This window comes from Ruegeria sp. CI8, assembly GCF_056536865.1.
The window spans coordinates 390,602-416,490 of sequence record NZ_JBQFQL010000002.1 but is presented as its reverse complement, the minus strand read 5'-3'; the positions used below and the strand labels follow the sequence as shown (position 1 = coordinate 416,490).

27 protein-coding genes are annotated in these 25,889 nt (G+C 61.6%); 10 read left to right on the top strand and 17 right to left on the bottom strand.

Translation table 11 applies throughout. The features are described from left to right. Complete coding sequence (locus ACR0DA_RS12700) at nucleotides 1-1,572, top strand: DUF427 domain-containing protein (RefSeq protein WP_170360768.1); 1,572 nt, start codon at nucleotides 1-3, stop codon at nucleotides 1,570-1,572. A 109-nt stretch (nucleotides 1,573-1,681) separates the two neighbouring features. Here the strand turns inward: ACR0DA_RS12700 and ACR0DA_RS12695 are convergent, their stop codons facing one another. From ACR0DA_RS12695 to ACR0DA_RS12670, 6 genes are all read right to left on the bottom strand, one after another. Continuing rightward, the gene (locus ACR0DA_RS12695) at nucleotides 1,682-2,443 is read right to left on the bottom strand and encodes a DUF1217 domain-containing protein (RefSeq protein WP_480754304.1); all 762 of its coding nucleotides are present in this window, start codon (nucleotides 2,441-2,443) and stop codon (nucleotides 1,682-1,684) included. A gap of 32 nt (nucleotides 2,444-2,475) precedes the next feature. Beyond that, nucleotides 2,476-2,877, bottom strand: coding sequence for a flagellar biosynthesis repressor FlbT (flbT, locus tag ACR0DA_RS12690; protein WP_480754302.1), 402 nt, complete (start codon nucleotides 2,875-2,877; stop codon nucleotides 2,476-2,478). Then, nucleotides 2,877-3,251: a flagellar biosynthesis regulator FlaF gene (flaF, locus tag ACR0DA_RS12685; protein WP_480754300.1), complete on the bottom strand. Its 375-nt coding sequence runs from the start codon at nucleotides 3,249-3,251 to the stop codon at nucleotides 2,877-2,879. Before flaF ends, flbT begins: the two co-directional genes overlap by 1 nt. A gap of 78 nt (nucleotides 3,252-3,329) precedes the next feature. Beyond that, on the bottom strand, nucleotides 3,330-4,577 hold the full coding sequence (locus tag ACR0DA_RS12680; protein ID WP_170364222.1) for a flagellin: 1,248 nt from the start codon (nucleotides 4,575-4,577) through the stop codon (nucleotides 3,330-3,332). Between the two features lie 208 nt (nucleotides 4,578-4,785). Beyond that, complete coding sequence (locus tag ACR0DA_RS12675; RefSeq protein WP_170360758.1) at nucleotides 4,786-5,145, bottom strand: flagellar biosynthesis protein FlgN; 360 nt, start codon at nucleotides 5,143-5,145, stop codon at nucleotides 4,786-4,788. After that, nucleotides 5,135-5,410, bottom strand: coding sequence for a rod-binding protein (locus tag ACR0DA_RS12670; RefSeq protein WP_480754298.1), 276 nt, complete (start codon nucleotides 5,408-5,410; stop codon nucleotides 5,135-5,137). The genes ACR0DA_RS12675 and ACR0DA_RS12670 overlap by 11 nt, the downstream gene beginning before the upstream one ends. 111 nt (nucleotides 5,411-5,521) lie before the next feature. Here ACR0DA_RS12670 and ACR0DA_RS12665 point away from each other — a divergent pair, with 111 nt between their 5' ends. Genes ACR0DA_RS12665 through ACR0DA_RS12655 form a run of 3 tightly spaced genes read left to right on the top strand, consistent with a single transcriptional unit; the run spans nucleotide 5,522 to nucleotide 8,351 of the window. After that, on the top strand, nucleotides 5,522-6,763 hold the full coding sequence (locus tag ACR0DA_RS12665; protein WP_480754296.1) for a flagellar hook-length control protein FliK: 1,242 nt from the start codon (nucleotides 5,522-5,524) through the stop codon (nucleotides 6,761-6,763). A 3-nt stretch (nucleotides 6,764-6,766) separates the two neighbouring features. Continuing rightward, on the top strand, nucleotides 6,767-7,432 hold the full coding sequence (locus tag ACR0DA_RS12660) for a flagellar hook capping FlgD N-terminal domain-containing protein (RefSeq protein WP_170364865.1): 666 nt from the start codon (nucleotides 6,767-6,769) through the stop codon (nucleotides 7,430-7,432). 25 nt (nucleotides 7,433-7,457) lie between these two features. Continuing rightward, nucleotides 7,458-8,351: an aminoglycoside phosphotransferase family protein gene (locus ACR0DA_RS12655; RefSeq protein WP_254441815.1), complete on the top strand. Its 894-nt coding sequence runs from the start codon at nucleotides 7,458-7,460 to the stop codon at nucleotides 8,349-8,351. 12 nt (nucleotides 8,352-8,363) lie between these two features. Here the strand turns inward: ACR0DA_RS12655 and ACR0DA_RS12650 are convergent, their stop codons facing one another. From ACR0DA_RS12650 to ACR0DA_RS12630, 5 genes are all read right to left on the bottom strand, one after another. Further along, nucleotides 8,364-9,665: an NAD(P)/FAD-dependent oxidoreductase gene (locus ACR0DA_RS12650; RefSeq protein ID WP_480754294.1), complete on the bottom strand. Its 1,302-nt coding sequence runs from the start codon at nucleotides 9,663-9,665 to the stop codon at nucleotides 8,364-8,366. Then, a complete protein-coding gene (locus ACR0DA_RS12645; protein WP_170360749.1) occupies nucleotides 9,662-10,480 on the bottom strand; it encodes an ABC transporter permease in 819 nt (272 codons plus the stop codon). The genes ACR0DA_RS12650 and ACR0DA_RS12645 overlap by 4 nt, the downstream gene beginning before the upstream one ends. Further along, nucleotides 10,477-11,367 carry an ABC transporter permease subunit gene (locus ACR0DA_RS12640; RefSeq protein WP_170364861.1) on the bottom strand — a complete coding sequence of 297 codons (891 nt, stop codon included), beginning with the start codon at nucleotides 11,365-11,367 and terminating at the stop codon, nucleotides 10,477-10,479. Before ACR0DA_RS12640 ends, ACR0DA_RS12645 begins: the two co-directional genes overlap by 4 nt. Next, nucleotides 11,367-12,494 carry an ABC transporter ATP-binding protein gene (locus ACR0DA_RS12635; RefSeq protein WP_480754293.1) on the bottom strand — a complete coding sequence of 376 codons (1,128 nt, stop codon included), beginning with the start codon at nucleotides 12,492-12,494 and terminating at the stop codon, nucleotides 11,367-11,369. Before ACR0DA_RS12635 ends, ACR0DA_RS12640 begins: the two co-directional genes overlap by 1 nt. 74 nt (nucleotides 12,495-12,568) lie before the next feature. Next, nucleotides 12,569-13,654, bottom strand: a complete 1,086-nt coding sequence (locus ACR0DA_RS12630) for a polyamine ABC transporter substrate-binding protein (RefSeq protein ID WP_170341249.1) — start codon at nucleotides 13,652-13,654, stop codon at nucleotides 12,569-12,571. A gap of 140 nt (nucleotides 13,655-13,794) precedes the next feature. On the opposite strand from ACR0DA_RS12630, the gene ACR0DA_RS12625 reads away from it, so the two are divergent. Together ACR0DA_RS12625 and ACR0DA_RS12620 are read left to right on the top strand one after the other, a co-directional pair. Continuing rightward, nucleotides 13,795-14,478: a GntR family transcriptional regulator gene (locus ACR0DA_RS12625; protein WP_093964408.1), complete on the top strand. Its 684-nt coding sequence runs from the start codon at nucleotides 13,795-13,797 to the stop codon at nucleotides 14,476-14,478. 75 nt (nucleotides 14,479-14,553) lie between these two features. After that, entirely contained in the window at nucleotides 14,554-15,951 is a 1,398-nt protein-coding gene (locus tag ACR0DA_RS12620) for an aspartate aminotransferase family protein (RefSeq protein ID WP_170364214.1), read from the top strand. A gap of 51 nt (nucleotides 15,952-16,002) precedes the next feature. Here the strand turns inward: ACR0DA_RS12620 and ACR0DA_RS12615 are convergent, their stop codons facing one another. Both ACR0DA_RS12615 and ACR0DA_RS12610 read right to left on the bottom strand, forming a co-directional pair. Next, the gene (locus ACR0DA_RS12615) at nucleotides 16,003-17,316 is read right to left on the bottom strand and encodes a lytic murein transglycosylase (RefSeq protein WP_480754292.1); all 1,314 of its coding nucleotides are present in this window, start codon (nucleotides 17,314-17,316) and stop codon (nucleotides 16,003-16,005) included. A gap of 65 nt (nucleotides 17,317-17,381) precedes the next feature. Then, complete coding sequence (locus ACR0DA_RS12610) at nucleotides 17,382-18,095, bottom strand: helix-turn-helix transcriptional regulator (RefSeq protein WP_170600180.1); 714 nt, start codon at nucleotides 18,093-18,095, stop codon at nucleotides 17,382-17,384. An 82-nt stretch (nucleotides 18,096-18,177) separates the two neighbouring features. On the opposite strand from ACR0DA_RS12610, the gene ACR0DA_RS12605 reads away from it, so the two are divergent. Both ACR0DA_RS12605 and ACR0DA_RS12600 read left to right on the top strand, forming a co-directional pair. Next, a complete protein-coding gene (locus ACR0DA_RS12605) occupies nucleotides 18,178-18,876 on the top strand; it encodes a glutathione S-transferase family protein (protein WP_093964218.1) in 699 nt (232 codons plus the stop codon). Then, a complete protein-coding gene (locus ACR0DA_RS12600) occupies nucleotides 18,873-19,259 on the top strand; it encodes a DUF1801 domain-containing protein (protein ID WP_170372949.1) in 387 nt (128 codons plus the stop codon). The genes ACR0DA_RS12605 and ACR0DA_RS12600 overlap by 4 nt, the downstream gene beginning before the upstream one ends. On the opposite strand, the gene rnr is transcribed toward ACR0DA_RS12600, so the two are convergent. Then, nucleotides 19,250-21,514: a ribonuclease R gene (rnr, locus tag ACR0DA_RS12595; protein WP_480754290.1), complete on the bottom strand. Its 2,265-nt coding sequence runs from the start codon at nucleotides 21,512-21,514 to the stop codon at nucleotides 19,250-19,252. The two genes, ACR0DA_RS12600 and rnr, sit on opposite strands and share 10 nt — an antisense overlap. Nucleotides 21,515-21,579: 65 nt before the next feature. Continuing rightward, a complete protein-coding gene (gene dapE, locus ACR0DA_RS12590; protein ID WP_170600186.1) occupies nucleotides 21,580-22,719 on the bottom strand; it encodes a succinyl-diaminopimelate desuccinylase in 1,140 nt (379 codons plus the stop codon). 200 nt (nucleotides 22,720-22,919) lie between these two features. Between dapE and ACR0DA_RS12585 the strand changes: the two genes are divergently transcribed. After that, nucleotides 22,920-23,978, top strand: a complete 1,059-nt coding sequence (locus tag ACR0DA_RS12585) for a transporter substrate-binding domain-containing protein (protein WP_170370133.1) — start codon at nucleotides 22,920-22,922, stop codon at nucleotides 23,976-23,978. On the opposite strand, the gene ACR0DA_RS12580 is transcribed toward ACR0DA_RS12585, so the two are convergent. Then, entirely contained in the window at nucleotides 23,975-24,322 is a 348-nt protein-coding gene (locus tag ACR0DA_RS12580; protein ID WP_170370135.1) for a hypothetical protein, read from the bottom strand. The two genes, ACR0DA_RS12585 and ACR0DA_RS12580, sit on opposite strands and share 4 nt — an antisense overlap. Nucleotides 24,323-24,458: 136 nt before the next feature. On the opposite strand from ACR0DA_RS12580, the gene ACR0DA_RS12575 reads away from it, so the two are divergent. Beyond that, on the top strand, nucleotides 24,459-24,890 hold the full coding sequence (locus tag ACR0DA_RS12575) for a GFA family protein (protein WP_480754288.1): 432 nt from the start codon (nucleotides 24,459-24,461) through the stop codon (nucleotides 24,888-24,890). Between the two features lie 72 nt (nucleotides 24,891-24,962). Here the strand turns inward: ACR0DA_RS12575 and dapD are convergent, their stop codons facing one another. Beyond that, nucleotides 24,963-25,790 (bottom strand): 2,3,4,5-tetrahydropyridine-2,6-dicarboxylate N-succinyltransferase, encoded by an 828-nt coding sequence (gene dapD / locus ACR0DA_RS12570; RefSeq protein WP_149775516.1) that lies wholly within the window; start codon nucleotides 25,788-25,790, stop codon nucleotides 24,963-24,965. Nucleotides 25,791-25,889 lie beyond the last annotated feature (99 nt).

The window sequence follows — 25,889 nt, the reverse complement described above, 5'->3', positions numbered from 1 at the left end:
ATGAATGTCCACGCCACACGGAATACGAACGGCTACGGAATTTCGATCGAAACGCTTGACGGCAGGGTTGCCATCTACCGCGATGACATCCTTCTGGCTGAAAGCACGAATGCCAAGGTCATGTATGAAACCCGGCTGCCGCCTGCGATTTATGTTCCGCGCGAAGACGTGCGCGTTGATCTGAGCGGCGAGACCGAGTTGCAGACCTTCTGCCCGTTCAAGGGCACGGCAACCTATCACGATGTCCTGATTGGCGACGAACGGTTGGCAAACTCGGTTTGGGCCTACGAGGATTCCCTGCCTGAAAGCAAAGCCATCCAAGGTCACATCGGCTTCATGCCTGCGGCCTACACTCATATCGATCTGGGCGACAATCAATTGCGCCAACCGCGAGACGGCAACATCAGCGGCCCGTTGATCGATTGGTTGATGCGTGGCGCGGGGTCGATCTCAACACCGGAAGATTTCACCAAGACCCTGGCCGAAAAAATGCTGGAACACGGCATCGCCATTCAGCGCCTCAGCATCCTTGTCTGGTCGCTGCATCCCCTGATCGCAGGCAAGCACTACATCTGGGAAAAGGGTGCCGAGGAGATTTCGACCAATATTCCAACCTACGAGATTCACGACCACCCCGCGTTCATCAACAGCCCCTTGCGGCATGTCTCGAACGGGTTGGGCGGCGTTCGGCAACGGCTGAACGTCGACAACCCCCACAACAGTTTCCCCATCATGGAGGACCTGCGCGCCAAGGGGGGCACCGATTACGTGGCAATGCCTCTGCCGTTTTCCGACGGGCGTATCAATGTCCTGACGTTGACCTGCGACCACCCCAACGGCTTTACCACGGAAAACCTGGGGCTTGTCTTTGAGTGCTCGGCCGTCATCGCCCGCTACTATGAGGTGTTCATGCAGCGCGAGAATTCTCAGGCCCTTCTCGAGACCTATGTGGGCAAACGAACCGGGGCCCGCGTTTTGGGCGGCGACATTCGTCGCGGCGACGGCGATGACATCGACGCGGCCATCATGTTCTGTGACCTGCGCAACTCGACCAGCCTGGAAGAGGATCTGGGCCGCACGGAATACATCAACCTGTTGAACGAATTCTTCGAAACGGTGTCCGGCATCGTCCACGACAACGACGGTGAGGTTCTAAAATTCATCGGCGACGCCGTTCTTGCGGTTTTCCCGGCAGGTGAGGACCCCGGCAAGGCACGGTCAGACGCTCAGCGCAGTGCCGTTGAAATCGTCGAGAAATTGGCCGAACTGCGTCGCTCCGACAAGAACCGGCAATGCGATTGCTCGATCGGCGTATCGTTCGGGCGTGTTACGTACGGAAATGTCGGTTCGCGCGAGCGGCTTGATTTCACGGTGATCGGACATGCAGCCAATGTCGCGGCGCGGTTGGGCGAGTTCGGCAAGCTCAATGGCCATCGGATCGTCGTTTCCGAAGATATCGAGCCGGCCTGTTCCCGGGCCGTTCCATTGGGGCCGGTCGACTTGCACAACGTTTCGCATCCGGTGATGTCTTTTGCCTTGCAGACATCCGCTGACACGGTTCTGGATGCCTGAGCATCCGGCACCCTTGCCCCCCCCGATCCCAAATAGCCATTCATAGCTGCGCACGGCACTGGTGCGCTTTCTGATCCTGGCGCGAGGTACTGACCTTAGCCCGAACGGTTCAACTTGCGGCGCCCAGCAAAATCAACGCAGTTTGCGCGGGAGAAATCGAACTCTGCATCTGTGCGATCTGAGTTCGGGCGAGATAAGTATCCGTCAGTTCGTCAATTGCATCGGCATCGACGAACTGCGAAAGGTTCGGCGAACCGGTCACTCTGCTCAGCTTGTCCCGAAATACGTCCAGCTGCTTGTCGATATCCAGCTGGCCAAAGCTTGACGGCAGGCCCAACGCTGTTTCCATCATGCTGCGCAACGGCGGCAGGCTCATCAGATCGTACCACTTCTTGGTCTCGCTTCCGGACTGCCCGGCAAGGTCTTTCAAAGCGTGCTGGGCAAAAAGTGCGATCCGCATCGAGTCGTCGGTTTCTCCGACCGAGCTTTCGAACCCGGCGACGACATTCTTCTGAGCGATCTTGTCCATGTCAGTGATCAGTGCGGTTTTCCGAACTTCGCCCGGACCCAAGCCGAATGCTTCGGAAAACTCCCGATATCTGCTGTCAGCAAGCCGGTTCGCAAGGGCGTCATCCGAACTCGTACCGTCTGACAAGACCTTTTGAATGAAGTACCGATTGTCCAGGTCACCTTCCAATCCGAACGCGCCCAACGCGACCTGCAGCAGTCGCCGGTCAGAGACCAGATCTTCTGCCGATCGGACGTTTCGGATGTTTTCCACAAAATACTGCGTGTCCCGGTCATTGACCGCCGAGGTGGAAAAGGCCTGCAACTGGGCGTCATAGGTGCGCTGCAAAAAACGCCACCCCACGATACCCCCAGTTGGAATGACCGGCAGGAATGTCATTGCCGATAGGCCATCAGACGCTCTTCGCGCGGCAGCAAAGATCGAAGCGCCTTCAGGCATCTGTAGTACTGCTCGGCCACCAGGGCTTCGGTCGCCTGTGCCAGGACCCGGCGACTGTCGACATCCGTGAAGACCTGGCTCAGTTCCTCGATCCGTCGCAGCAGCTGTTGTTTTGCGTCTCCAGCTTCCAGATCTCCGGACAGGACCAGCTGGGCCGCGTAACACACGCGCCGGACCGGGGTTGTCACTTCGTCGGGATGTATCGCGTCGCGCAACCGAAGGACATTTGCCTCGGGCGTCATGATTGAAAAGCGGGTCCGCCGATCGCCGTTCTCAATCACTACGCCATTGATCAAAACCCGCTCTTTCGGCGCCAGCTTCAGAACCAGCCCGCCCATCACGCGGTCCCCCGCTGACGCAGCCCGCGCAAAACCGCCAGATTGATTTCAAGCAGCGGCTCGACCCCGGCCTTGCTGGCCAGAACCTGGCCCGTGTGCTGCTCGGTGAACTCGGCCAGATAGAAGATCCGCGCGCGCAGCTCATTCGGCAGTGCATTGTCCGGGTCCACGACGCCGTTGGCCAGAACGGACCACAAGCGGCGGTTTTCATGCAGCGCCTGAACAAAGCCCGCGAAATCCGAGGCTTTGCGCGCAGCCGCTGCCTTGAGCCGATGCGTGATCTTTGAAATCGCCTCATACTCGGTATCACGCGGGGTTCGCGTCGGAGCGGCGGACTGAGCATATGCCCGTTGGGCAAGCGTTTGCGGGGTCACTTGAAATCCTTTCAAAAGGCCGTCGTATTTGCAGTCATAGTCGGGGCGCGTTGGTCACGCCCCGACCAAGTTTCCGCCTTAGCGGAACAGCGACAGGATCGACTGCGGAGCCTGGTTGGCGATCGACAGCGATTGTGTCGCCAATTGCTGCTGGACCTGCAGGGCCTGCAGACGGGCCGAGGTCTCTTCCATATCGGCGTCCACCAGCGAACCGATGCCGGATTTGAAAGAGTCAGTCAGGTTCGAGATGAACTCCTTCTGGGTCTCGATCCGCCCTTGCGCCGAACCGAACGCGGCCGACGCGTCAATCGCCGTGTCGATCAAGGTTTCGATCGTGCCCAGTGCTGCGGCAGCGCCGGCACTGGTCGAAACGTCAATCGACGACAGCGCGCCAAGACCGCCAGAACCGGCATTGGTGAACTGGGCCGAAACGGTTACGTCGCGATCTGCGTCAGCACCAGCGGTTGCGGTCCCGGTCACGAAGGACAGGGTGCCCGGCGCGCTGGAGTCATAGTCGATCGCTACACCGGTGATCCCAAGCGCGTCGATCTGGTTCTTCAGCCCCACTGCCACGATGGCATCTGTGTAGGCAGAGTCATAGGTTCCCGAAGGGTCCAGATCGCTGGCCTGCACGGTGTATGATGCAACTTTGTCCCCGATGGTGATCGACACTTTGTCGCCGACGGCGAAGTTGTCGGTCGAACTGTCGATCACGATGTCACCGGACCCGCCGGACTTGTCCATTGTGAACCCGGCAGCATCATTGTCAGTGGTCGCGTTGTCCGAGCCGGCCAGAACGCCCTTGCTGGCATATCCACCGGTCGACAGGTCCTGGCTGGCCACCGAAATCGACGACGCGGTCACGTTGCCTGCGCTGTCGCGATCCAGCGACGACAGGATCGATGCGGTGCCCGCTGACCCGTCCACAAGATTGAGGCCGTTGAACTGTGCGGCACCGACAACCGATGCGATCTGGTCCCGCAGGGCAGTTACGTCATCATTGATCTTGCCGCGGTCGACGTTGTCCTCCTGTGCGGCGACGATCTTGTTCTTCATCTGGGTCAGCAGGTCGGTCACGGTTTCCGAAGCGTTCCGGGCCACGGCGACAGTCGATTCACCCAGTGCCAGACTATCCTTGATCGCATTGAAACCGTTGACGTCGGATTCCATCACTTTGGAAATCGCCCATACGGCCGAGTTGTCCTTGGCCGTTGCGACATCCTTACCTGTCGAAATCGCGTTCTGGGTTGCTGCAAGGTTCTTGTTGACCGATTTCAGGGTCTGCAGCGCAACCATCGCGCCGTTGTTTGTCAGAATGCTGGACATGTTTTTCATCCTTTTCCATTCGGGCCTTCTTCGCCCAGTGACGCCCGACCATCATTGGCGGGCGTGTTGTCGTTCTGACCTGTGCGAGCTACCGATCGGTGTTCGCGCCACCTTCTTTCGAGGTGCGGGACCACTTTTGAGCCTGATCTCCTAACGGAGTGCTAAGGCGGTCCGACCGAAAAAAGACGGATTTGAATCAAACCCACCGCTAGGCACGTTTTTCCAGCTTGGGATCCTGACGGACGGCGAAGCCATTGCGTTGCCCGGCCGCGTCATAGGTCGTGAATTCCTGCCGGATTTTTCTGAGTTCAGCCATCCGGTTCATGACCGCCCGAATCCCTTCGGCCGCGCTGGTCAGCAGGCCCTGATTGCGCTCGACCTTCTTGTGCAGTCGAATCAAGTCGTCACTGTCGTGCACCTGCATCTCGTTGAGTGCGCCGATCAGTTTTTCCTTCTGCGGCATCATCTGGCCCAGCCGATCCAGGTCCCCTTCGACCAAAGCCCTGCGCTCGAGATCGAGAACCTCCTCGAGAGCCTTAATCAGTCCCTGCTTGTGCTCAGTCGGCATGGGTCTTCTCCATCATTGCATTGAAAAGGGTTTCCGACAGTCCGATCCCGCCGGATCGGGCCAATTGCCTAGCCTGCTCCTGCAACAGGAAAGACGCGAACTGGTCTTCGCCCGCGCCACCTCCGAAAGCTAGCCGCGCCTTGCCCAGGCCTGCGGCCTTCAGCATTTCGGCTAGAAAAGTTGCCTCAAGCTCGACCGCTGCGGCCTTGAGTCTTTGTTCGGTCATATTGCTGCGCGGTACCGGCGCGAAGTTTGGGATTTCCATCGCCCTCTCCGAAAATTGTTTCGATCTTTGTCGATCAAAGCGAAGAGCGGTTAAAATATACGTAACTACCTTGAGGGCAGGTTTGGGCCAAACAACCGGAGCCGGAGCAAAATGCCCAACGCCCTGACCATGATGACCAATGTGATTTCCGGCGGAAAGCCGGATTGGGCCGCAAAGTCCGAGCCCCCAACAAAAGGCGACTCTGATTTCGCGGAGCTCATGGCCGAAGATGAGATGCCGAACCTAGAGGCCGAGGCGAAACCTCATCCGGACAGCCGCGCGGGTCCGAAAATCGTGGATGGCGATGAAAACACCGACCCTGACGTCCCGCAGGTCGAACCCGATTTGGCTGAACCGCTGGAATTGCAGGGATCACAACAGGACGCTCGACAGAAAGACACGCCTCTGCCCATGGCAACGCCCGGTGAACTTCCAAAGCGCGAGGCGACGGCGCACGCCACTCTCGAGGCCAGCCCTCCGGCGGAGGGACGCCAGTCAACTGCCGCCGCGGCCATGCGCGCAGTAACCTCTGATCCCGATCGCCGATCGCTCGCGGGCGACACGGGCAAGGGAGCCGAAGCGCCCGAGCGTGCCGCGAGCACAGCGCCCCAACCTGCGTCAGCCGCAAAAGAGCAGTTGAACGCCACCGAACCTGGAATGAGTGGAGGGCTGCAGAACCGAAAGGACGAATTGCGCACTGCAACCGGTAAAGAAGCCAGGCGCGACGAGCAGGCCACCGGATCGTGGGGGGTGGATCAACGGCCGGCCAAACCTGCTGGCCAGGGAACGGAATCCATCATCCGGGCGCAGATCGTCGGTACATCGGAACGCGCAGCACTGAAGGACCCGATGCCAGAGGACAGTCTGCACGACCGGATGCCAACGCAGGACTTGGGTACGACCCCAGCGCAAAGGGATGCAGGCCCGACCAACGGCGTCCCGCTCTCGGGCCGGGCGGAAATTGCTCGGGCGGTCGCCGGGCAAATGGCGGCCAGCATCGTCGCAAAGCCGGGAAGCGGAAGCGTGGAAATCGCACTGACTCCGGAAGAGCTGGGCAAAGTTTCGATCAAGGTGACCGGGCGCGAAGACGGGTTGCACATGATGATCGTCGCCGACCGGCCTGAAACCATGGACCTCATGCGCCGGCATATCTCGATCCTGTCAGCCGAATTCAAAGAGATGGGGCTGGGCGATCTTTCCTTTGATCTGGGCACCTCGGCGAACCCAGAACAGGACGCTGAGCCAACTGAACGAAGCACATTCATCACCACAGGGGAGCTTGACCCTGCAACCGAAACACCCGCTCTGGCCCGCCCAACTCAGGTGGACCGGGCGTTGGACCTGAGGCTTTGACCCATGATCACCACAGCGGCATCCGCGACACATACACCCTCAACAGCGCAGCCAACGAGAACTTCGACAGCGACAGGGCTGACCTCGGACTTTGAGACGTTTCTGATGATGTTGACGGCGCAGGCGCGCAACCAGGATCCTCTGGAGCCACTGGATTCGTCGGAATATGCGTCGCAACTCGCCCAGTTTTCGATGGTCGAGCAGCAGGTGCAGACCAACGACCTTCTGGCAAACCTCACCGCCACCCTGAGCAGCGTCAATCTGGATGAGCTGTCCAACTGGATTGGGGTCGATGTTCAGGGGGCAGCCTCCTTCCGGTTTGATGGCCAGCCGCAGACCATATTCACTCAGCCCGACCTGGGCGCGGATGCGTCTGTGCTGGTCATCAAGGATTCTGACGGAACCGAAATCGACCGGGTCTCTGTTCCGGTCTCCGAGACCGAGTTTCTTTGGGCTGGAGTGGATGCATCGGGCAATCCGCTGCCCAACGGCACCTATTCCGCAACGCTGGAAAGCTTTTTGGGGGATGAACTGCTCTCGGCGCGGCCTGCGGCCACCTACAGCCGCGTCGTCGAAGCCCAAGTCGGGGCCGGTGTCGTCATGTTGACCTTGGACAGCGGCGTCGTGATTCCGGCAACCGACGTCGTTGCCGTTCGTACCGGCGCTTGAACTCGGGGGCGCTGCGGGCCAAGGATTGGCCGTCCAGATTCGCAACGCTCCGGTGTCTCAACTGTCCGTTCCAACCGCTCCTCCACCCGGCCTTGCAGACCAACTTGTCGAAAGCGGGTTGATCGCAAAAGACGCCCAGTTCGAAACGCTGTATGGCGGACGCACGAACCAGGTGTGGAAGGTATTGGACGCCGAGCCGGACCGGGTTTTGAAGTTCTATCGGTCTTCCCTTCAAAACCCGCTGTTTCGCAACGACGCCCAACTCGAAGCAGCCTGTCTGCACGCACTTGCTGCGACGGGGTTTGTTCCGCGGCTTCGCGCCTCGGGCAGCTTTGGCCCGGATCGCTGGGTTTTCTATGACCATGCGGCTGGCACTCCGTGGCGAGAAGGGACCGCGCAGGTGGCGAAACTGCTGCATAATCTGCACGCCCGAGAAATCGTGCTAGAGGTCCCTAAGGGATGCAATGGAAGCGTTGATCTCGATCATCACGGCACCCGTATTTTGAACGGTTGCCGCTCGGGAATCAGCGCCGTTCTGGCCGAACGCAAACCCAGGGTCCGGGTGCCGCCGACCCCCCGAGTATGCCTGATCCATGGCGACCCGGTGGCCGGCAACATCCTCGTCTCCTCTGCGGGGCTGACACTGATCGACTGGCAATGCCCGGCGATGGGTGACCCATGCGAGGATCTTGCCCTGTTCCTGTCACCCGCCATGCAGCATCTCTATCGCGGCAAGGCGCTGACCCCCGAGGAAGAGGCTACGTTTCTGTCGGCCTATGACAGCCGGCCGACAGTGCGCCGATACCTCGAGCTAAAGCCCTGGTACAATTGGCGTATGGCTGCCTACTGCCTGTGGCGGGCCGAGAATGGTGCGCCAGCCTATAGGGCCGGGTTTGACCTTGAGGTTGCGGCCCTCTGACAGTGGGCCGTATCACAAATCGGCAAGAGCCATGGCCGCATAAGCCGGTGGCATCAGCAGTCGCCGCCAGCGCCCGAATGGGAACTTTGACGGCGGTTTGGCGATGACGTCCGGAATATTTGCGGGCTCACCCAAAACCAAGCGGGCCAATGCCCGCCCGCAATAGCTGCCCATCGCCACGCCGTTCCCGTGATAGGCCAGACCGGCAAACAAGCCCGGGTGGCCCGGAACCTCCCCGACAAAGGGCAGCAGGTCACGGGTCAGGCAAACCATACCTGACCACATATGAGTTGCCTCAACCTCGGCCCAACCCGGGAACATGCGATCAAAGTCACGGCGTACTTTGCGACGGATCGCAGCCTCAGCGCGCGGCGAGGACATTAGGCCTCCTCGCATTCCGAAAAGGAACCGGTTGTCCGGCATCAGACGGAAATAGTGCAGCAGGTTGCGCGTGTCGTACGCCATCTGGCGCGAAGTCCAACCCTGTTCCTGCAATTCAGCTTCGGTCAGCGGACGTGTCACCATGACCGTAGACTGGGCGGGCATGTAACGGGCGTCCAACCAGTCGGGCAGATCGTCGCTGGAATAACCGTTGGTGCAGATCAACACCGTCTTGGCCTGGATACGGCCCGCGGGGGTGGTCATCTTGTGCCCGGACCCGGCTTTTCTGATGTCCTGAACCGGGCTTTTCGAGAATACTGCGGCACCTTGCGCCTGCGCGGCCCGGGCCAACCCGAACAGGTATTTCTGCGGGTTCAGCCCAAAGCCGACTGGATCGGTATATCCGCCAAAGAAACGGCCCCCCATACCGAGGCGTTCCAAATCCGACGGCTCATGCAGAACCCCACCGCTTTCCGCGCGACGCCGCAGCCGCTCCATCGCGCGCGGGCTGTGCGCCAACTGCGTCTCTCCTTCGGAATGAACGTCTGCGTCGATCCGAAAGCGCTGCAAAAGATCCGCAACCAAGGCGACCGCGTCGGTTTCGGCCTGCGCATAATCCTGTGCCGCCGAAATCCCATAGCGCCGCGCAAGTGTCGCCGAACCAAGCTTGGACCCTCCTTGGCAGCAAAATCCACCATTGCGCCCCGAAGCGCCCCAGCCCGGAGTTTCGGCTTCGAACACGGCGACAGAAACACCGCGTTCAGCGAGGTGCAGGGCCGCAGACAGTCCGGTGAACCCGCCGCCGACAATCGCAACGTCGGTCGACAAATCACCCGAATGAACGGGCCAGTCAGGCGCCGTAGTGGTTTCATCCCACCAACACCCCTCACGGGGGCCGGGGCCATAGGTATAAGCCGGAAAGATCCGCCTCATTCGGTGCGCGCGGCGGCTTGTTCCTCTTGCCGCTGCCGGACCATCGCGCGTTTCGACACCAGCGAGGCGGTGATCACGCCCACGGTGACCACGGCGATCATGATGGTCGAAAGCGCGTTGATTTCCGGGCTGACCCCCAGACGTACGGCCGAGAAGATCTTGATCGGCAGGGTCGTGGCCGAGGGGCCGGACGTAAAGGACGCGATCACCAGGTCATCCAGCGAGAGGGTGAAGGCCAGCAACCACCCCGAGATCACCGCCGGCGCGATGATCGGGAGCGTCACCAACCGAAAGGCCTGCGCCGGCGAGCAGCCCAGATCCAACGCCGCCTCTTCCAGCGACTGATCGAACGTCACCAGCCGCGAAGACACCACGACCGACACGTAGCACATCGAAAAGGTCGTATGCGCCAGCACGATGGTCAGGATGCCTCGGTCCAGCCCGATCCCGATGAACAACAGCAACAGCGACAGGCCGGTGATCACCTCGGGCATCACCAGCGGCGCGTAGATCATCCCGGAAAACAGCGTGCGGCCAAAGAACCGCCCGCCCCGCACCATGACATAGGCGGCCATGGTGCCCAGAATGGTCGCCAGCGTCGACGAGAACACGGCAACGCGAACGGTGACCCAGGCCGCATCCAGAAACGCCTGGTTCTGCATCAGTTCGCCATACCATTTGGTCGAGAACCCAGCCCAGACCGTGACCAGCTTGCTTTCGTTGAAGCTGAAGATGATCAGGATCACCATCGGGATGTACAAAAACGCAAAGCCCAGCGTCAGCGAGACCGTGTTGAACCAGCTCAGCCTGTTCATTGCTCTGCCTCCGCCTGTTTCTGCTGGTTGCGCTGGAACAGCACGATCGGGATCACCAGGATCAGCAGCAGGATCACCGCCACGGCGCTGGCCACCGGCCAGTCGCGGTTCGAGAAGAACTCCTCCCACAAGACCTTGCCGATCATCAGCGTGCCCGACCCGCCCAGCAGCGAGGGGATCACGAATTCACCGATCACCGGAATCATCACCAGGAAGCATCCCGCGATGATGCCTGGGCGCGACAGTGGGATGGTCACCAGCCAGAAGGCCTGCGTGCGCGAACAGCCCAGATCCTCAGCCGCCTCGATCAGCGAGCCGTCCAACCGATCGAGCGCGGCGTAGATCGGCAGGATCATGAAGGGCAGATAGGTGTAGACGATGCCGATATAGACAGCCGTCTGCGTGTTCAGGATGGTCAGCGGGGTCGAGATGATGCCCGTCCACAGCAGGAACTGGTTCAGGTAGCCTTCGTTCGACAGGATCCCCATCCACGCATAGACGCGGATCAGGAACGAGGTCCAGAACGGCAGGATCACCAGCATCATCAGCGTCGGGCGCCATTCCTCGGGCGCGCGGGCCATGCCATAGGCGATCGGATAGCCCACCACCAGGGTCAGCGCGGTCGCGATCAGCGCGATCTTGACGCTGGACAGGTAGGCTTTCCAGTACAGGTCGTCCTCGGTCAGCCAGACGAAATTCTCGAAATCCAGCTGGCTGAAGAACTCCTTGATCCCGGCCCAGCCCTGCGACAAATCAAGGGTCGGGGTGTAGGGCGGGATCGCAAGCGCGATGTCCGACAGCGAGATCTTCAACACGATGAAGAACGGCACCAGAAACAGGGCCAGCAGCCAGACATAGGGGATGGCGATCAGGACCGCGCGGCGCATCAGTCTGCCAGCAGAACCGCCGCCGTGGCTGTCCAGGACAGCCAGACAGGGTCTTCCCATGTGAAGGACCGGCGCGAGATGCGGCGGGTATTGGCCGTTTGCGCCTTGATGATCGTCCCGTTTGGCAATTCGACATGGTAGGTCGACAGGTTGCCCAGATAGGCAATGTCATGCACCTTGCCCTGCACGGCGTTGACGGCATCGGCGGGACGCTCGGCCGAGATCGTTACCTTTTCCGGCCGGATGGCCAGGTGACAGGCCTGCCCGTTTCCGAAGCTTGCCGCGGACGTGGCGGTCAGAGGCGGCTGGCCCTCGGCCCATTCGATACTGTACGTGCCCTCACCGGCTGCGGTTGCACGACCTTCGATAATGTTCACGTCCCCGATGAAATCGGCGACATAGACGGAATTGGGGTTTTCATAAATGCGGTCGGGCGTTGCGACCTGCATCAGCTTGCCCTGATCCATCACCGCAACACGGCTGGCCACCGTCATCGCCTCTTCCTGGTCGTGGGTCACGATCACGAAGGTGGTGCCGGTCTTTTCCTGAATGTCCATCAGTTCGAACTGGGTGTCCTGGCGCAACTTTTTATCCAGTGCACCAAGAGGTTCGTCCAGCAGCAGCAGTTTGGGCGCCTTGGCCAGCGACCGGGCCAGTGCCACGCGCTGACGCTGACCACCGGAAATCTGGTGCGGTTTGCGGCGGGAGAATTTCTCAAGACGGGTCAGGCGCAGCATCTCCTCGACCCGGTCTTCTAGATCATGCTTGGGCATGTTGTCCCGGCGCAGGCCAAAGGCGATGTTGTCCCAGACGTTCAGATGGGGAAACAGCGCGTAGGACTGGAACATCATGTTGACCGCCCGCTTGTTCGGCGGCACCGGGTCGATGTCCTGACCACTCAGCATGATGTGGCCTTCGGTGGGTTTCTCGAACCCCGCCAGCATCCGCATCATCGTCGTCTTGCCGCAACCCGACGGCCCCAGCAAAGCAAAGAATTCCCGCTCGAAGATGTCCAGCGACAGATTGTCGATGGCAGTAAAATCCCCGAATCGCTTGGTCACATTTTTGAACTGGATCAAGGGTTTCGCCTGCGGATCTTCCCACGGCGCAAAGACGGTAGAGTTCAAATCGGCCCCCGTAAGTCAGCCTGTACAGGTTGTGCGCAAGGCAGAACCATTCTGCCTTGCACAATCATTTCGGATCAGGTGCCCGATTTGATCTTGGTCCACAGGCGGGTCACGACCCGCTGCGTTTTGGCCGGGTAAGGCGTGGTGATGTAGAGGTTCTGCATCGTGGCATCATCCGGATAAATCGCCGGATCGCCGATCACGTCTTCTTCCAGAAACTCCTGCGACGCCTTGTTGCCGTTGGCGTAGTAGACGTAGTTCGACGCCGCCGCCATGTTGTTGGCATCCAGGATGAAGTTCAGGAATTTATGCGCGCCGTCCGGGTTGGGTGCATCCACCGGAATGGCCATCTGGTCGAACCACATCAGCGAGCCTTCGGCAAACGGATGGTATTCGATGGTCACACCGTTGTCGGCCTCATCCGCCCGATCGCGGGCCTGCAGAATGTCGCCCGACCAGCCCACGGCCACGCAGATGTCGCCATTGGCCAGCGCATTGATGTATTCCGAGCTGTGGAACTTCTGGATGTAGGGACGCACGCCCATCAGCACTTCTTCGGTCTTGGCGATCACGTCGGTGTCATGGCTGTCCGGATCTTCGCCAATGTACTGGAGTACCATGGGAATGATCTCGGACGGCGCGTCCAGGAAATGGACGCCGCATGAGGCCAGCTTTTCCATGTTCTCGGGCTTCAGCACCAGGTCCATGCTGTTCAAGGGCGCATCGTCGCCCAGAACTTCCTTGACCTTGTCGACATTCACGCCCAGCCCCGTGGTGCCCCACATGTAGTTGATCGAATAGGCGTTGTCCGGGTCATAGCCGGCCGTGCGTTCCTGGATCACGTCCCAGAGGTTAACTGCATTGGGCAGCTTGGACATGTCCAGTTTCTGGAAGGCTCCAGCCTGGATCTGGCGCTGAAGGAAGGTGCCCGACGGCACCACCACATCGTAACCGGATCCTCCGGCCAGCATCTTGGTTTCCAGAACCTCGTTGCTGTCGAACACGTCGTAGATCAGGGTCAGACCCGTCTCTTCCTGGAATTTGCTCAGCAACTCCTCGTCGATGTAGTCCGACCAGTTGTATACGCGCACCTCTTCCGCAACAGCGGCCGACGTCCCCAATGCGACAATTGCCGTCATCGTCAGCGTTTTGATTTTCATTTTCTTCTCCCTGCAAGTGTACGGGCATTTTCCCGTTTTTTTGGATTTGATCAAGTTTTGCGTTTTCCCTCGATACGTCGTATGGTTTCACGGGGCAAGAAACCTGACAAGCCGGGAGCATTGGGATCGGGGTGAACCAATTGGATTTGATCAAAAATAAGGCATCTGCTGCAGTGACCCAGACCGAAAAACGACCAGCACATGAACAGGTGTACCAGACACTGAAGTCGCAGATCATGTTCGGCGATCTGGTGCCGGGGCAACCGGTCACGATCCAAGGCTTGACCGATTCGCTGGGCGTGGGCATGACCCCGGTGCGCGAGGCTATCCGGCGCCTGATCTCGGACGGTGCGCTGATCTTTCAGGGCAACCGGCGGGTCAGCGTTCCCCTTCTGACCGCAACAGATGTCGAACAGATGATTTTCGCCAGAAATGCCGTAGAATCAGAGCTTTCCCGGCGCGCAGCAGTCAACATGACCACGGCGGATATCGACCAGCTTGAAAAGATCGACGAACAGCTGGATCGCACGATCGCCGACGGGGACGTTGGCGGCTATCTTCGCCTGAACCATGCATTCCACGAAAAACTCTATGACCATGCCGGCGCGCCGATTCTAAAGGATTTGGCCGAGCGCCTGTGGCTGCGATTCGGGCCGTCCTTGCGCGTCGTCTGCGGGCGCTTCGGCACCCAGAGCCTTCCAGACCGGCACAAGGACATCATCGATGCCTTGCGCGCCAGCGACGCTGAAAAAGTCGCAAAAGCAACGACCCAGGATATCGAACAGGGCATGGAACTGATGGCCGAGGCGCTGGCGACCGAATAGGTCAGCGCGATTCGATTGACAGAAAAAAATTTGATCATATTGTGACGGCAACCGCTGTTGCAGGAGTAGAGACCGATGTCGACCATCACCAACCACATGCCGACCGCCGAATTGCAGGCCCTGGATGCGGCGCATCACCTTCACCCGTTTTCGGCCAACGGCGCACTGGGCAAGGAAGGCGCGCGCGTCATCACCCGAGCCAAGGGCGTCTATCTGACCGACAGCGAGGGCGAAGAGATCCTGGATGCCATGGCCGGCCTGTGGTGCGTGAACGTCGGCTATGGCCGCGACGAACTGGCCGAAGTGGCGGCGCGCCAGATGCGCGAACTGCCCTACTACAACACCTTCTTCAAAACGACCCATGTCCCGGCGATCGCGCTGGCGGCCAAGCTGGCCGAACTGGCACCGGGTGACCTGAATCATGTCTTCTTCGCCGCCGGCGGGTCCGAGGCCAATGACACCAACATCCGTCTGGTCCGCACTTATTGGGCGGAAAAGGGTCACCCCAACAAGAGCATCATCATCAGCCGCCACAACGCCTATCACGGGTCGACCGTCGGGTCGGCCTCGCTGGGCGGCATGGCCGGCATGCACGCGCAGGGCGGCATCCCGATCCCGAACGTCCACCACATCAACCAGCCCAACTGGTGGGCCGAGGGCGGCGACATGACGCCCGAAGAGTTCGGTCTGGCCCGCGCACGCGAGCTGGAAGAGGCGATCTTGGAACTGGGCGAAGACCGCGTTGCCGCCTTCATCGCCGAGCCGGTCCAGGGTGCGGGCGGCGTGATCGTCGCGCCCGACACCTACTGGCCGGAAATCCAGCGCATCTGCGACAAGTACGACATCCTGCTGATCGCCGACGAGGTGATCTGCGGCTTTGGTCGAACCGGCAACTGGTTCGGCTCGCAGACCATGAACATCCGCCCGCATATCATGACCATCGCCAAAGGGCTCAGCTCGGGCTATGCGCCCATCGGCGGCTCGATCGTCAATGACGAGATTGCCGAGGTGATCGGCGGGACAGAGTTCAACCACGGCTATACCTATTCGGGCCACCCCGTCGCGGCGGCCGTCGCGCTGGAAAACCTGCGCATTCTGGAAGAAGAAAAGATCGTCGAGCATGTGCGCGATGTCGCGGCCCCCTATCTGAAACAGAAATGGGAGGCGCTGGTCGAGCACCCGCTGGTGGGCGAAGCCAAGATTGTGGGCATGATGGCCTCGATCGCGCTGACGCCGGACAAGGCCAGCCGGGCCAAGTTCGCCTCCGATCCGGGCACGGTCGGGTACATCTGCCGCGATCGCTGCTTTGCCAACAACCTTATCATGCGCCATGTGGGCGACCGGATGATCATCTCGCCGCCGCTGATCCTGACCCCGGCAGATATCGACGAGATGTTCGTGCGCATTTACAAGTCGCTGGACGAGGCGCAGGCTGAGATCATCGCCCAGGGCCTGATGAAAGCGGCCTCCTGATCTCAGGAAAAAATCGCAAACGGGCGGTCCGGTAGGGCCGCCCTTTTTCGTTCAGCGCATCCGTTCCAGCAATTGCACGGTGGCATACCCATCCGGCAAAAGACCTCGCGCCATTTGGTAGGCCCGCAGCGCATTGATGGTGTTCGGACCGATCCGCCCGTCGATGGCCTGCGTGTCGAACCCGGCCAGGGTCAGGCGCAGCTGCAACTCCTTGCGTTCGGTAAAACTCAGCACCCGGTCGCCGCGCGGCCAGCTTGCGCGGAACGGACCCTGCCCGGCCAGCCGGTCTGACAGGTGGCCGATGCCGATCACATAGGCATCGGCGCCGTTGTAACGCTCGATCACGCTGAAATTGTCAAAGATCATCAGGGCCACGCCACCGCTGCCGGCCGGCAGCAGGATCGAGGCGGGCCCGAAATCTGCGATGCCACCGCCGTTCGCGGCGCGGACGCCGCGTGCGGCCCATTCCGAAGGCAGCAAACTAACGTCCCGACTGGCGCTGGCATAGTCGAACCCCTTCGGCAAACGCACCTCGACCGCCCAGGGCTGGCCTTTGGTCCACCCGAACTTGGCAAGGTAGGCGGCAGCAGACGCAAGCGCATCCGTAGGATCGTCCGACCAGATGTCGCGGCGTCCGTCGCCGTCGAAGTCAACCGCGTGCTCGAGGTATGAGGTCGGCATGAATTGCGTGTGCCCCATGGCACCCGCCCAACTGCCCGTCATTCGGTCCGAGGTGATGTCGCCGGCCTGCACGATTTGCAATGCCGCGAGCAACTGTGTTTCAAAAAACTGCGCGCGCCGCCCGTCATGGGCAAGCGTTGCAAGCGACCGGATTGTCTGGCTGCTGCCCCGATACGTGCCGAAGGATGTTTCCAGCCCCCAGACCGCGACCACCACCTCTTTTTCGACCCCGTACCGGGCTTCGATCCGGTCCAGCGTATCCTTGTACCGCACCAGCGCCTTGCGCCCATTCGCGATGCGCAGGTCTGACACGGCCGAATCCAGATACTCCCAGATCGGTTTCGAGAACTCGGCCTGACTGCGATCGCGCTTGATGGCGTCGTTGTCGTAGGTCAGGCCTGACAATGACCGGTCCAGGACCTGCGGCCGGATACCTGCCGCAACTGCCCGGTGCCGGAAGGCGATCAACCAAGTCTCGAAGCTGGTGTTGCCTTCGACGACCACCCGGTGCATGCCGGTGGTCGGCCTTGGCACCGGCCGGATCGAAACCGTCAGATCGGCCGACGCCAACTGGATCGAATCCAGCGCCGGTCTGATCTGTGGTCGTTTGGTTGTATTCGAAGTCTCCGCCTGCAAGATGGATGCCCAAAATGCGGCGGCCACAAAGCCACACACATATTTCATGATTCAGGTTTTCCTGATTACTGCTCGCAGACAGGGTACCCCAGATTGCGCAAATCACAAAGCGCTCAGGACTGTCTCTCTTGATCTTTTGCTTCGCGCTCGGCCCGGATCTTGGCCAGCGCCTCTCGCAGCAAAGGCACGCGGTTGGGGCGGAAACTGTCCTGGGTGACGGACATCGCGCGCATCCGGTCCAACCGAAACACGCGAAAATCCCGCCTCAGATGGCACCAGCTGAGCAGTACGCTGGCATGATCCATGTACACGATGCTCAGTGGGCTCACGCGGCGCTGGGTGTCGTCACCTTTCGCATCGGTATAGTCGAACTCGACCACACGCTCGTCCCACGCCGCCTGCCGCAGGTCGGCAACTTCGATGCCGGGCGCGGCAGGACGGTCGAACCGGGTGGCGGTCAGCACTGCGTGGCTCAGGCGGTGGGACTGGCGGTGGGGCAGCCGGCCCTGCAGTTTGCGCAGCGCCGCACCGGCCCCGTCCGACAGAGCCGGGTCTCCGATCAGTTGCACTTCGCGCAGGCCAAGAACCAGCGCCTCCAACTCGTCATCGGTGAATCCCAGCGGCGGCAGTGTCGCGTCTTCGATCAGGGTGAACCCGAACCCGGCCTCGCCATCAATGACTGCACCGAGGCCACGCAGAGCGTCGATGTCGCGATGCACGGTGCGTGCAGAAACCCCCAGATCCTGCGCCAACTGCGCCGAGGTCTTGGGCGACGGGCCAGACCGCAAGGCCTGCATCAATTGGAACAGTCGGGCGGTGCGGGACATGATGTCATTCAATCTAAACCTAATGACAGAAACTGTCATTAGCCCGCGTTAGACCGGCGGCACCCCAATTTCGGAGCCTATTATGTTGACCCTTCTTACCTACCCTTCCGCTTTCGGACTTTTCAGCGCCAGCCCCTTTTGCGTCAAAACCGCCTATATGCTGCAGCTGGCCGGGCTGCATTGGCGCCGCTCGGACATGGTCGATCCGCGTCAGATGCCGCACAGCAAGTTGCCGGTTTTGCGCACACCCGAACGTCTGGTGCCGGACAGCGACCAGATTCGCGACTGGTTGGAAGCGCAGGGCGCCGAATTCGACCGTGGCCTGAGCGATGTGCAAAAGGGCCAGTCCCGTGCGTTGATCCGCATGGCCGAGGAACATTTGTACTTCCAGATTGTCATGGACCGCTGGGCCAACGACGAGGTTTGGCCAGTTCTGCGCGACACTTTCTTCTATGAGATTCCCCGAATCGTCCGACGCCCGATCTCGAACTCGGTCCGGAAATCGGTCTTGAAAGGCCTTCGGTCCCAAGGGATCGGGCGCTTCTCCGAGGCCGAACGGATGGCACGGGTCGAACGCGACCTCGAGGCGATCTCAGCTTATCTGTGGCAGGCCCCGTATCTTTTGGGCGATCACCCCACTTCGGCCGACCTCAGCGTCGGCCCGATGCTGGCTGCGATGCGGGCCACTCCGGCCGATACCCGGCTGACCCGGCGCATCAAACAGGATACGCTGCTGAACAGTTATGTTGACCGGATGGAACAGGCGATCCCCCTGCCATGAGGCCTTTCGATGACCCCAAGGTGGCGTCTGCCTACGAGGCATTCGCCACGGACACCAAAAGCGGCGCTCTGGCTCTGCGCGATCTGGTCTTCGCCACCGCGCAGGAACTTCAACCGGCGGTTTTGGTGACCGAGGCTCTGCGATGGGGCCAACCGGCCTATCTGAGTCCCAAGGGAACAACCATCAGGCTGGGTGGACACACCTCTGCCCGGTTTGCCCTGTTTGTCCACTGCCAGACCCGGCTTATCGGTGAGTTTACCTCGGCCTTTCCTGACGCTGACAGGATTGAAGGCAATCGCGCCATCCTGTTCGACGGGATCGAACAGATCGACCCCGTCAGGCATGAATGGCTGATCGCCCGGGCGTTGACCTATCACCGCTGACGGCGCTTGCGCTCGACCTTGCGTTTGATCTTGTCCTTCTTGCGCTTGGTGCTGACCGCCTTGCGCCGTGTCGGACGACTCGACTTGCCACGACCGCCGCCGCGCGGCATGGCCTGATCTTCGATTGACAGCAGCTCCAACTCCAGCCCGCCAGTTACCGGCGTGGCCTCGGTCAGGCGCACGGTGACGCGCTGGCCGATGGCGATGGTCAGGCCGGTATCCGCTCCCATCAGGGTGCCAGCCTCGGCGTCGAAGTGGAAAAACTCGCGCCCCAGCGACCGCACCGGCACCAGCCCGTCGGCCCCGGTTTCGTCCAGCTTCACGAAGGCCCCGAACCGGGCGATGCCGCTGATGCGGCCGGTGAACTCGTTGCCGACGCGCTCGCTCAGATAGGCCGCCAGATAGCGGTCGGTCGTGTCGCGCTCGGCCATCATCGAGCGGCGCTCGGTGTCCGAAATTTGGGTGGCGATCTCCTCCAGACGCTCGATCTCGTCGGCGGTCAGCCCGTCCTTGCCCCAGCCATGGGCCGAGATCAGCGCCCGGTGCACGATAAGGTCGGCATAGCGGCGGATGGGCGAGGTGAAATGCGCATAGTTGCGCAGGGCCAGCCCGAAATGGCCAAAGTTTTCGGGGCTGTAATAGGCCTGCGCCATCGACCGCAAGGTGCTGAGATTGATCAGCTCGGCATCCTCGGTGCCGGCGGCGGCATTCAACAGCGCGTTCAGGTGACGGGTCTGCAGCACCTGTCCCTTGGCCAGGTTCAGCCCAGCGGCCTGCGCCGTCTCGCGCAGGCTTTCCAGCTTTTCGGGCGCGGGTTCTTCGTGCACCCGGAACAACAGCGGGCTGCGCTTGGCGATCAGCGTCTCGGCCGCGGCCACGTTGGCCAGGATCATGAACTCCTCGATCAGACGGTGCGCATCCAGCCGTTCGCGGAAGGCCACGCTTTCGACCTCGCCGTTGTCGTTCAGCACGATCTTGCGTTCCGGCAGGTCCAGATCCAGCGGCTGGCGTTCGTTGCGGGCCGTCTTCAGCGCGCCGTAGGCTGCATAGAGCGGTTTCAGGACGCTCTCCAGCAGCGGCCCGGTTCGGTCATTGGGGGTGCCGTCGATAGCCTCCTGCACCTCGGCATAATGCAGAGACGCGGCCGAGCGCATTAGCCCCCGCACAAAGCGGTGGTCGATCTTGTTGCCGTTTGCATCGATCCGCATCCGCACCGCGATACAGGCGCGCGGCACGCCTTCGTGCAGCGAACACAGATCGCCCGACAGACGGTCGGGCAGCATCGGCACGACGCGGTCGGGGAAATAGGTTGAATTGCCCCGCTTGCGCGCCTCGCGGTCCAGCGCGCTGCCGGGGCGCACATAGGCGGCCACATCGGCAATGGCGACCCAGATCACGTGGCCGCCCGGGTTTTTCGGATCATCATCGGTATGGGCATAGCAGGCGTCGTCATGGTCGCGCGCGTCCGATGGGTCGATCGTCAGCAGAGGGATGTCCCGCAGATCCTCGCGCCCTTTCAGCCCGACGGGCTTGGCCCGGTCGGCCTCGGCGATCACGTCATCGGGAAAATCATCCGGGATGCCATGCTGGTGGATCGCGATCAGCGACACCGCCTTGGGCGCGGACGGATCGCCCAAACGTTCCACGATACGCGCACGCGGCAGCCCCATACGATTTTTCGGCCCCGCCTGCTCGGCCTCGACCAGTTCGCCATCCCTGGCGCCCAGCGCCGCGTCTTCAGCCACCAGCCATTCGGTCGATCCGGCCTTGTCGATGGGCACGATGCGCCCGCCCTCGGCGCCCTTGCGGAAAATCCCCACGACCCGGCGCGGATTGGCGCCGATGCGGCGGATCAGGCGGGCCTCGTAATTGTGGTCCTCTGCATGCACCTGGGTCAGCCGGGCCAAGATCCGGTCACCCTCGCCCAGCGCCGGGTCGCTGGCGCGGGAAATGATCAGCACGATCGGCTCGACCCCTTCGCCATGCCATTCCAGCGGCCGCGCGAACAGGTCGCCGTCGGCGTTCGGCGCCTTGACCTGCAGCACGCTGACCGGCGGCAGGCGGTCCGGGTCGCGATAGCTGCGCTTGCGCTTTTCCAGATGGCCCTCGGCCTCAAGCTCCTTGAGGATCCGTTTCAGGTCGATCCGGTCCGCGCCCTTGATGCCAAAGGCCTTGGCAATGTCGCGTTTCGAGGTGAGCGTGGGGTTCGCCGAGATCCAGTCGAGGATCTCCTGCTTGGTCGGTATGCGTTTCATGATTTCCGCCTAGCACGCCGATACGACCGCGTCATGACCAAAAAGTGGCCGGGCGCATCAATCGCTCAGGCGAAATAATCGGCCAGGATCCGGGCATAGATCGCCTTGAGCTGCCGGATCTGCTCGACCGGGACGGATTCGTCCACCTGATGCATGGTGCGCCCGACCAGGCCGAACTCGACCACCGGGCAATGATCCTTGATGAACCGCGCGTCCGAGGTGCCACCGGTGGTGGACAGCTCGGGCCGGCGGCCGGCCTCGGCTTCGACCGCGCCGGCGACCAGATCCGACAGCGGCCCAGGAGGGGTCAGAAAGCTTTCGCCCGAGACCTTGATCCGCGTGTCGATCTGAACGCCGAACTCGGCCGCCACGTCGGTCGCCTGCGCCTTCAACCAGTCGCTGAGGCTGGTGCCTGTATGCAGGTCGTTGAACCGGATGTTCACCGCCCCACGGCACTGGGCCGGAATGACGTTGGTGGCCGCGTTGCCGGTGTCCATCGTGACCACGGCCAGGGTCGAGGCGTCGAAATGGTCCGTCCCCCGATCCAGCTCGTGACTGGCCAGCCGATCCATCAGCCGCGCCAGCGCGGGCAGCGGGTTTCTGGCGCGATGCGGATAGGCCGAATGGCCCTGCACGCCCGTCACTTCGAACCACGCGGTCATCGACCCGCGGCGGCCGATCTTCATCATCTCGCCCATCTCGTTGGGGCAGGTCGGCTCGCCCACCAGACAGACCGACATCCGCTCGTCCTGAGCCTGCATGTAGTCCAGCAGCGCGGTGGTGCCGTCCACCGCATCGCCTTCCTCGTCCCCCGTGATGGTCAGGATGATCGCCCCGTCGGGCGGGGTGTCGCGCACGAAATCCACCGCGGCCGCGACAAAGGCCGCCACCCCCGATTTCATGTCGGTCGCGCCCCGACCGTACAGAATGCCATCATGTATTTCCGCGCCGAACGGCGGGCGGGTCCATGCGGCCTCGTCGCCCACCGGCACCACGTCGGTATGCCCGTTGAACCCGAAACTGCGCGCATGCCCCTTGTCGCCCCACCGGGCGAACAGGTTGCAGACGCCGCCGCGGTCCACCCGCGCGCAGGTGAAACCGGCCTGCGTCAGGATATCTTCCAGCAGAACCAGCGCCCCGCCCTCCTCGGGTGTGACCGAGGGGCAACGGATCAGGTCTGCGGTCAACTGGACAGGGTCGGACATTCAGGGGCCTCGCAGGGTCGGCAGGATGTGGGTTCACGCACAGATTCAACGAATTGGCCGCAATGCCAACCCCGATCGGCGGTTTTCCGGTCGCCCAGCCCGAAAAAACGGCAAAAAGAAATCCCGGTCGATGACCTCGCGACGACCTTGCCGCGCCATGGCAAATTGCGCTAGAGCGCCGCGAAACAGGTGAACCAGCCATGACGCGCGCCCTTTTCGCATTGATCTGCCTGACCTTCGCGGTCTTTGCACAACACAGCCAAGCCGAAACTCTGACGGTCACGACGGTGGAGCGTCCTCCGTTCTCGTATGTGGATGAGGGCGAGGACACCGGCTTCTCAATGGACCTGCTGGCCGCGCTGGCTGAAGAACTGGATTGGGAATACACGGTCGTTCGTGTCGATGCGTTCGGGGACATGCTGTCGGCGGTCGAAAACCGCGAAGCCGACATGGCGATCGCGAATATTTCGATCACCGCAGGCCGAGAAGCCCGGATGGATTTTAGCCAACCGATTTTCGAAGCGGGCCTTCAGATCATGGTACCATCAGACGCGGCGCGCAGCCCGTCCTTGATGCAGGCGCTGCTGTCACGCGAGCTGTTCATCGCCATCGGGCTGGCCTTTGCCATCCTGCTGGGTGGCGGCATGCTGATGTGGGGGTTCGAACGCCGATCCCAACCCTATTTCGACCGCGACTTGAACGAGGCCTGGTTCCCGTCCTTCTGGTGGGCGTTGAACCTGGTGGTCAATGGCGGCTTTGAAGAGCGGATGCCCCGGACCCCATTCGGGCGAATTCTGGGTGTGATCCTGGTCGTATCCTCGCTGTTCATCGTGTCGGTTTTCACCGCAAGGATCACCTCGGTCATGACGGTGGATGCGATCACCAGCAACATCAACTCGGTCAATGATCTGTACGGCAAGCAGGTCGGGACAATCTCGGGTTCGACCGCCGCCAGTTTTCTGAACCGGCGCGAGGTCGAATTCACCGGGTACGAAGACCTGGACAGCATGTTGACCGCGTTCAAGGATGGGGACCTGGATGCCGTCGTGTTCGACGCGCCGATCCTGTCGTATTTCGCCGCACATGAAGGCCGCAAGATTGCGGCAATGACCGGCGGCGTCTTCCTGCGCGAGAATTACGGTATCGTCTTCCCGACCGGGTCACCTCTGGTCGAGGATGTGAACCAGGCGCTTCTGGGCCTCCGGGAAGATGGCACCTATGACCAGATCTATCGCAAGTGGTTCGGCACGCGCCGCTAGGCGCTTTCGGGCTTGTCGCCGAAGAAGGGCGTCATCTGCGCAACAATAACCGCGTTTTCCTCAAGCGCCCTCTGCATCAGAGCGCGTTCGTCGGGGTCGATCTCGTGCCCCTGCGCCTCGCGCTCGGCCAGGGTGCCATAGCCGGTTACGTCCAGTGGAGCCGTATCGGCCTGTTTCAGAATGGCCACGGTTTCGCGCACGGCCTCGGCCTCGTCCACTCCGCTGGCATAGCACATAAGCGCCGCGCCGGTGGCGCCTTCGGGCAGGCCGTCGCCATCCTTGCGGCCAATCTGAACCAACAGAGTATAGACCTGCTGGCGCGAGGGTTTCTTTTGCTTTTCCATGCCGTGGGCCTTAGCCGGGGGCCGGTCGATGGTCAAGCATGGCAGCTGGACGCGGTTCCCGGATGCCGTGTCGTTTTTTGACGCGCTCAGGCCCACCATCCGGTCAGACTGGTTCCGCAAAACGACGGAGGACATCATGACCAAACGCGGCCGCTGCCTGTGCGGCGAAACCCGCTGGGAGTTTGTGGGCGCCGAGAGCTGGAGCTGCTATTGCCATTGTGACGATTGCCGCCGCAACTGCGCCGCGCCCGTGGTCGCGTGGTTGGGCGTACCGTTGCGCAATTTCCGATGGACCGCCGCAACTCCCCGTATTTTCGCCAGTTCGAAAGGCGTTCAGCGACATTTCTGCGCAACCTGTGGCTCTCCGATGGGGTTCGAGGCCGACCACTATGAGGGCGGGATGCACCTGTACGCGGCCTCGTTGGAAGACCCTTCGGACTTTGCGCCAACCTTTCACGTCAACTATCAAAGCAAGCTGCCCTGGCTGGATCTGCGCGATGACTTGCCGAAATACGACGGCACCCTGCTGCACGCGCCCGAGGATCTCGCCGACTACACGACGGGATAGGTCCGACCCTGCCGAACAAAAAAGGCCGCGGACCAGAGCCGCGACCTTTGGAACTTTGAACAATGCCTGCGATCAATCGCGCAGCAGCTCGTTGATCCCGGTCTTCGAGCGGGTCTTTTCATCCACCCGCTTCACGATCACCGCACAGTACAGGTTGATCCCGTTCTTTGACGGCATCGAACCGGACACCACCACCGAATAGGGCGGCACCTCGCCATAGAACACCTCGCCCGACTCGCGGTCGACGATCTTGGTGGACTGGCCGATATAGACGCCCATGCCCAGAACCGAGCCCTCGCGGATGATGCAGCCCTCGACCACCTCGGAGCGCGCGCCGATGAAGCAGTTGTCCTCGATGATGGTCGGGCCGGCCTGCATGGGTTCCAGCACGCCGCCGATGCCGACGCCGCCCGACAGGTGCACGTTCTTGCCGATCTGCGCGCAGGACCCGACGGTGGCCCAGGTATCGACCATCGTGCCTTCGTCCACATAGGCGCCGAGGTTCACGAAAGACGGCATCAGCACCACGCCCGGCGCGATATAGGCCGACTTCCGAACCACGCAGTTGGGCACCGCGCGGAAACCGGCCGCGCGCCACTGGTTTTCACCCCAGCCGGCGAATTTGCTGTCGACCTTGTCCCACCAGCCGCCGCCCTGCGGGCCGCCGGACTGAATTTCCATGTCCTTGATGCGAAAGCCCAGCAGAACCGCCTTCTTGGCCCACTGGTTCACATGCCAGCTGCCATCGGCCTGCTTCTCGGCGACCCGCAGCGTGCCGCTGTCCAGCGCGTTCAGCGTGTCCTCGATCGCTTCGCGCTGTTCACCGGTGGTGGCGGGCGTGATCGTGTCGCGGGCCTCCCATGCGGCCTCGATGGCGGTTTCCAGTTGGGCGTTGGACATGGGGTAACTCCGTGCTGACTCTCGTTTGGTTGGTGTTGCCTATATGAAAGCCGGGGCCAATGCGCAATGCGACGTTGGCGGAGCCGTTTGCGGCCACCC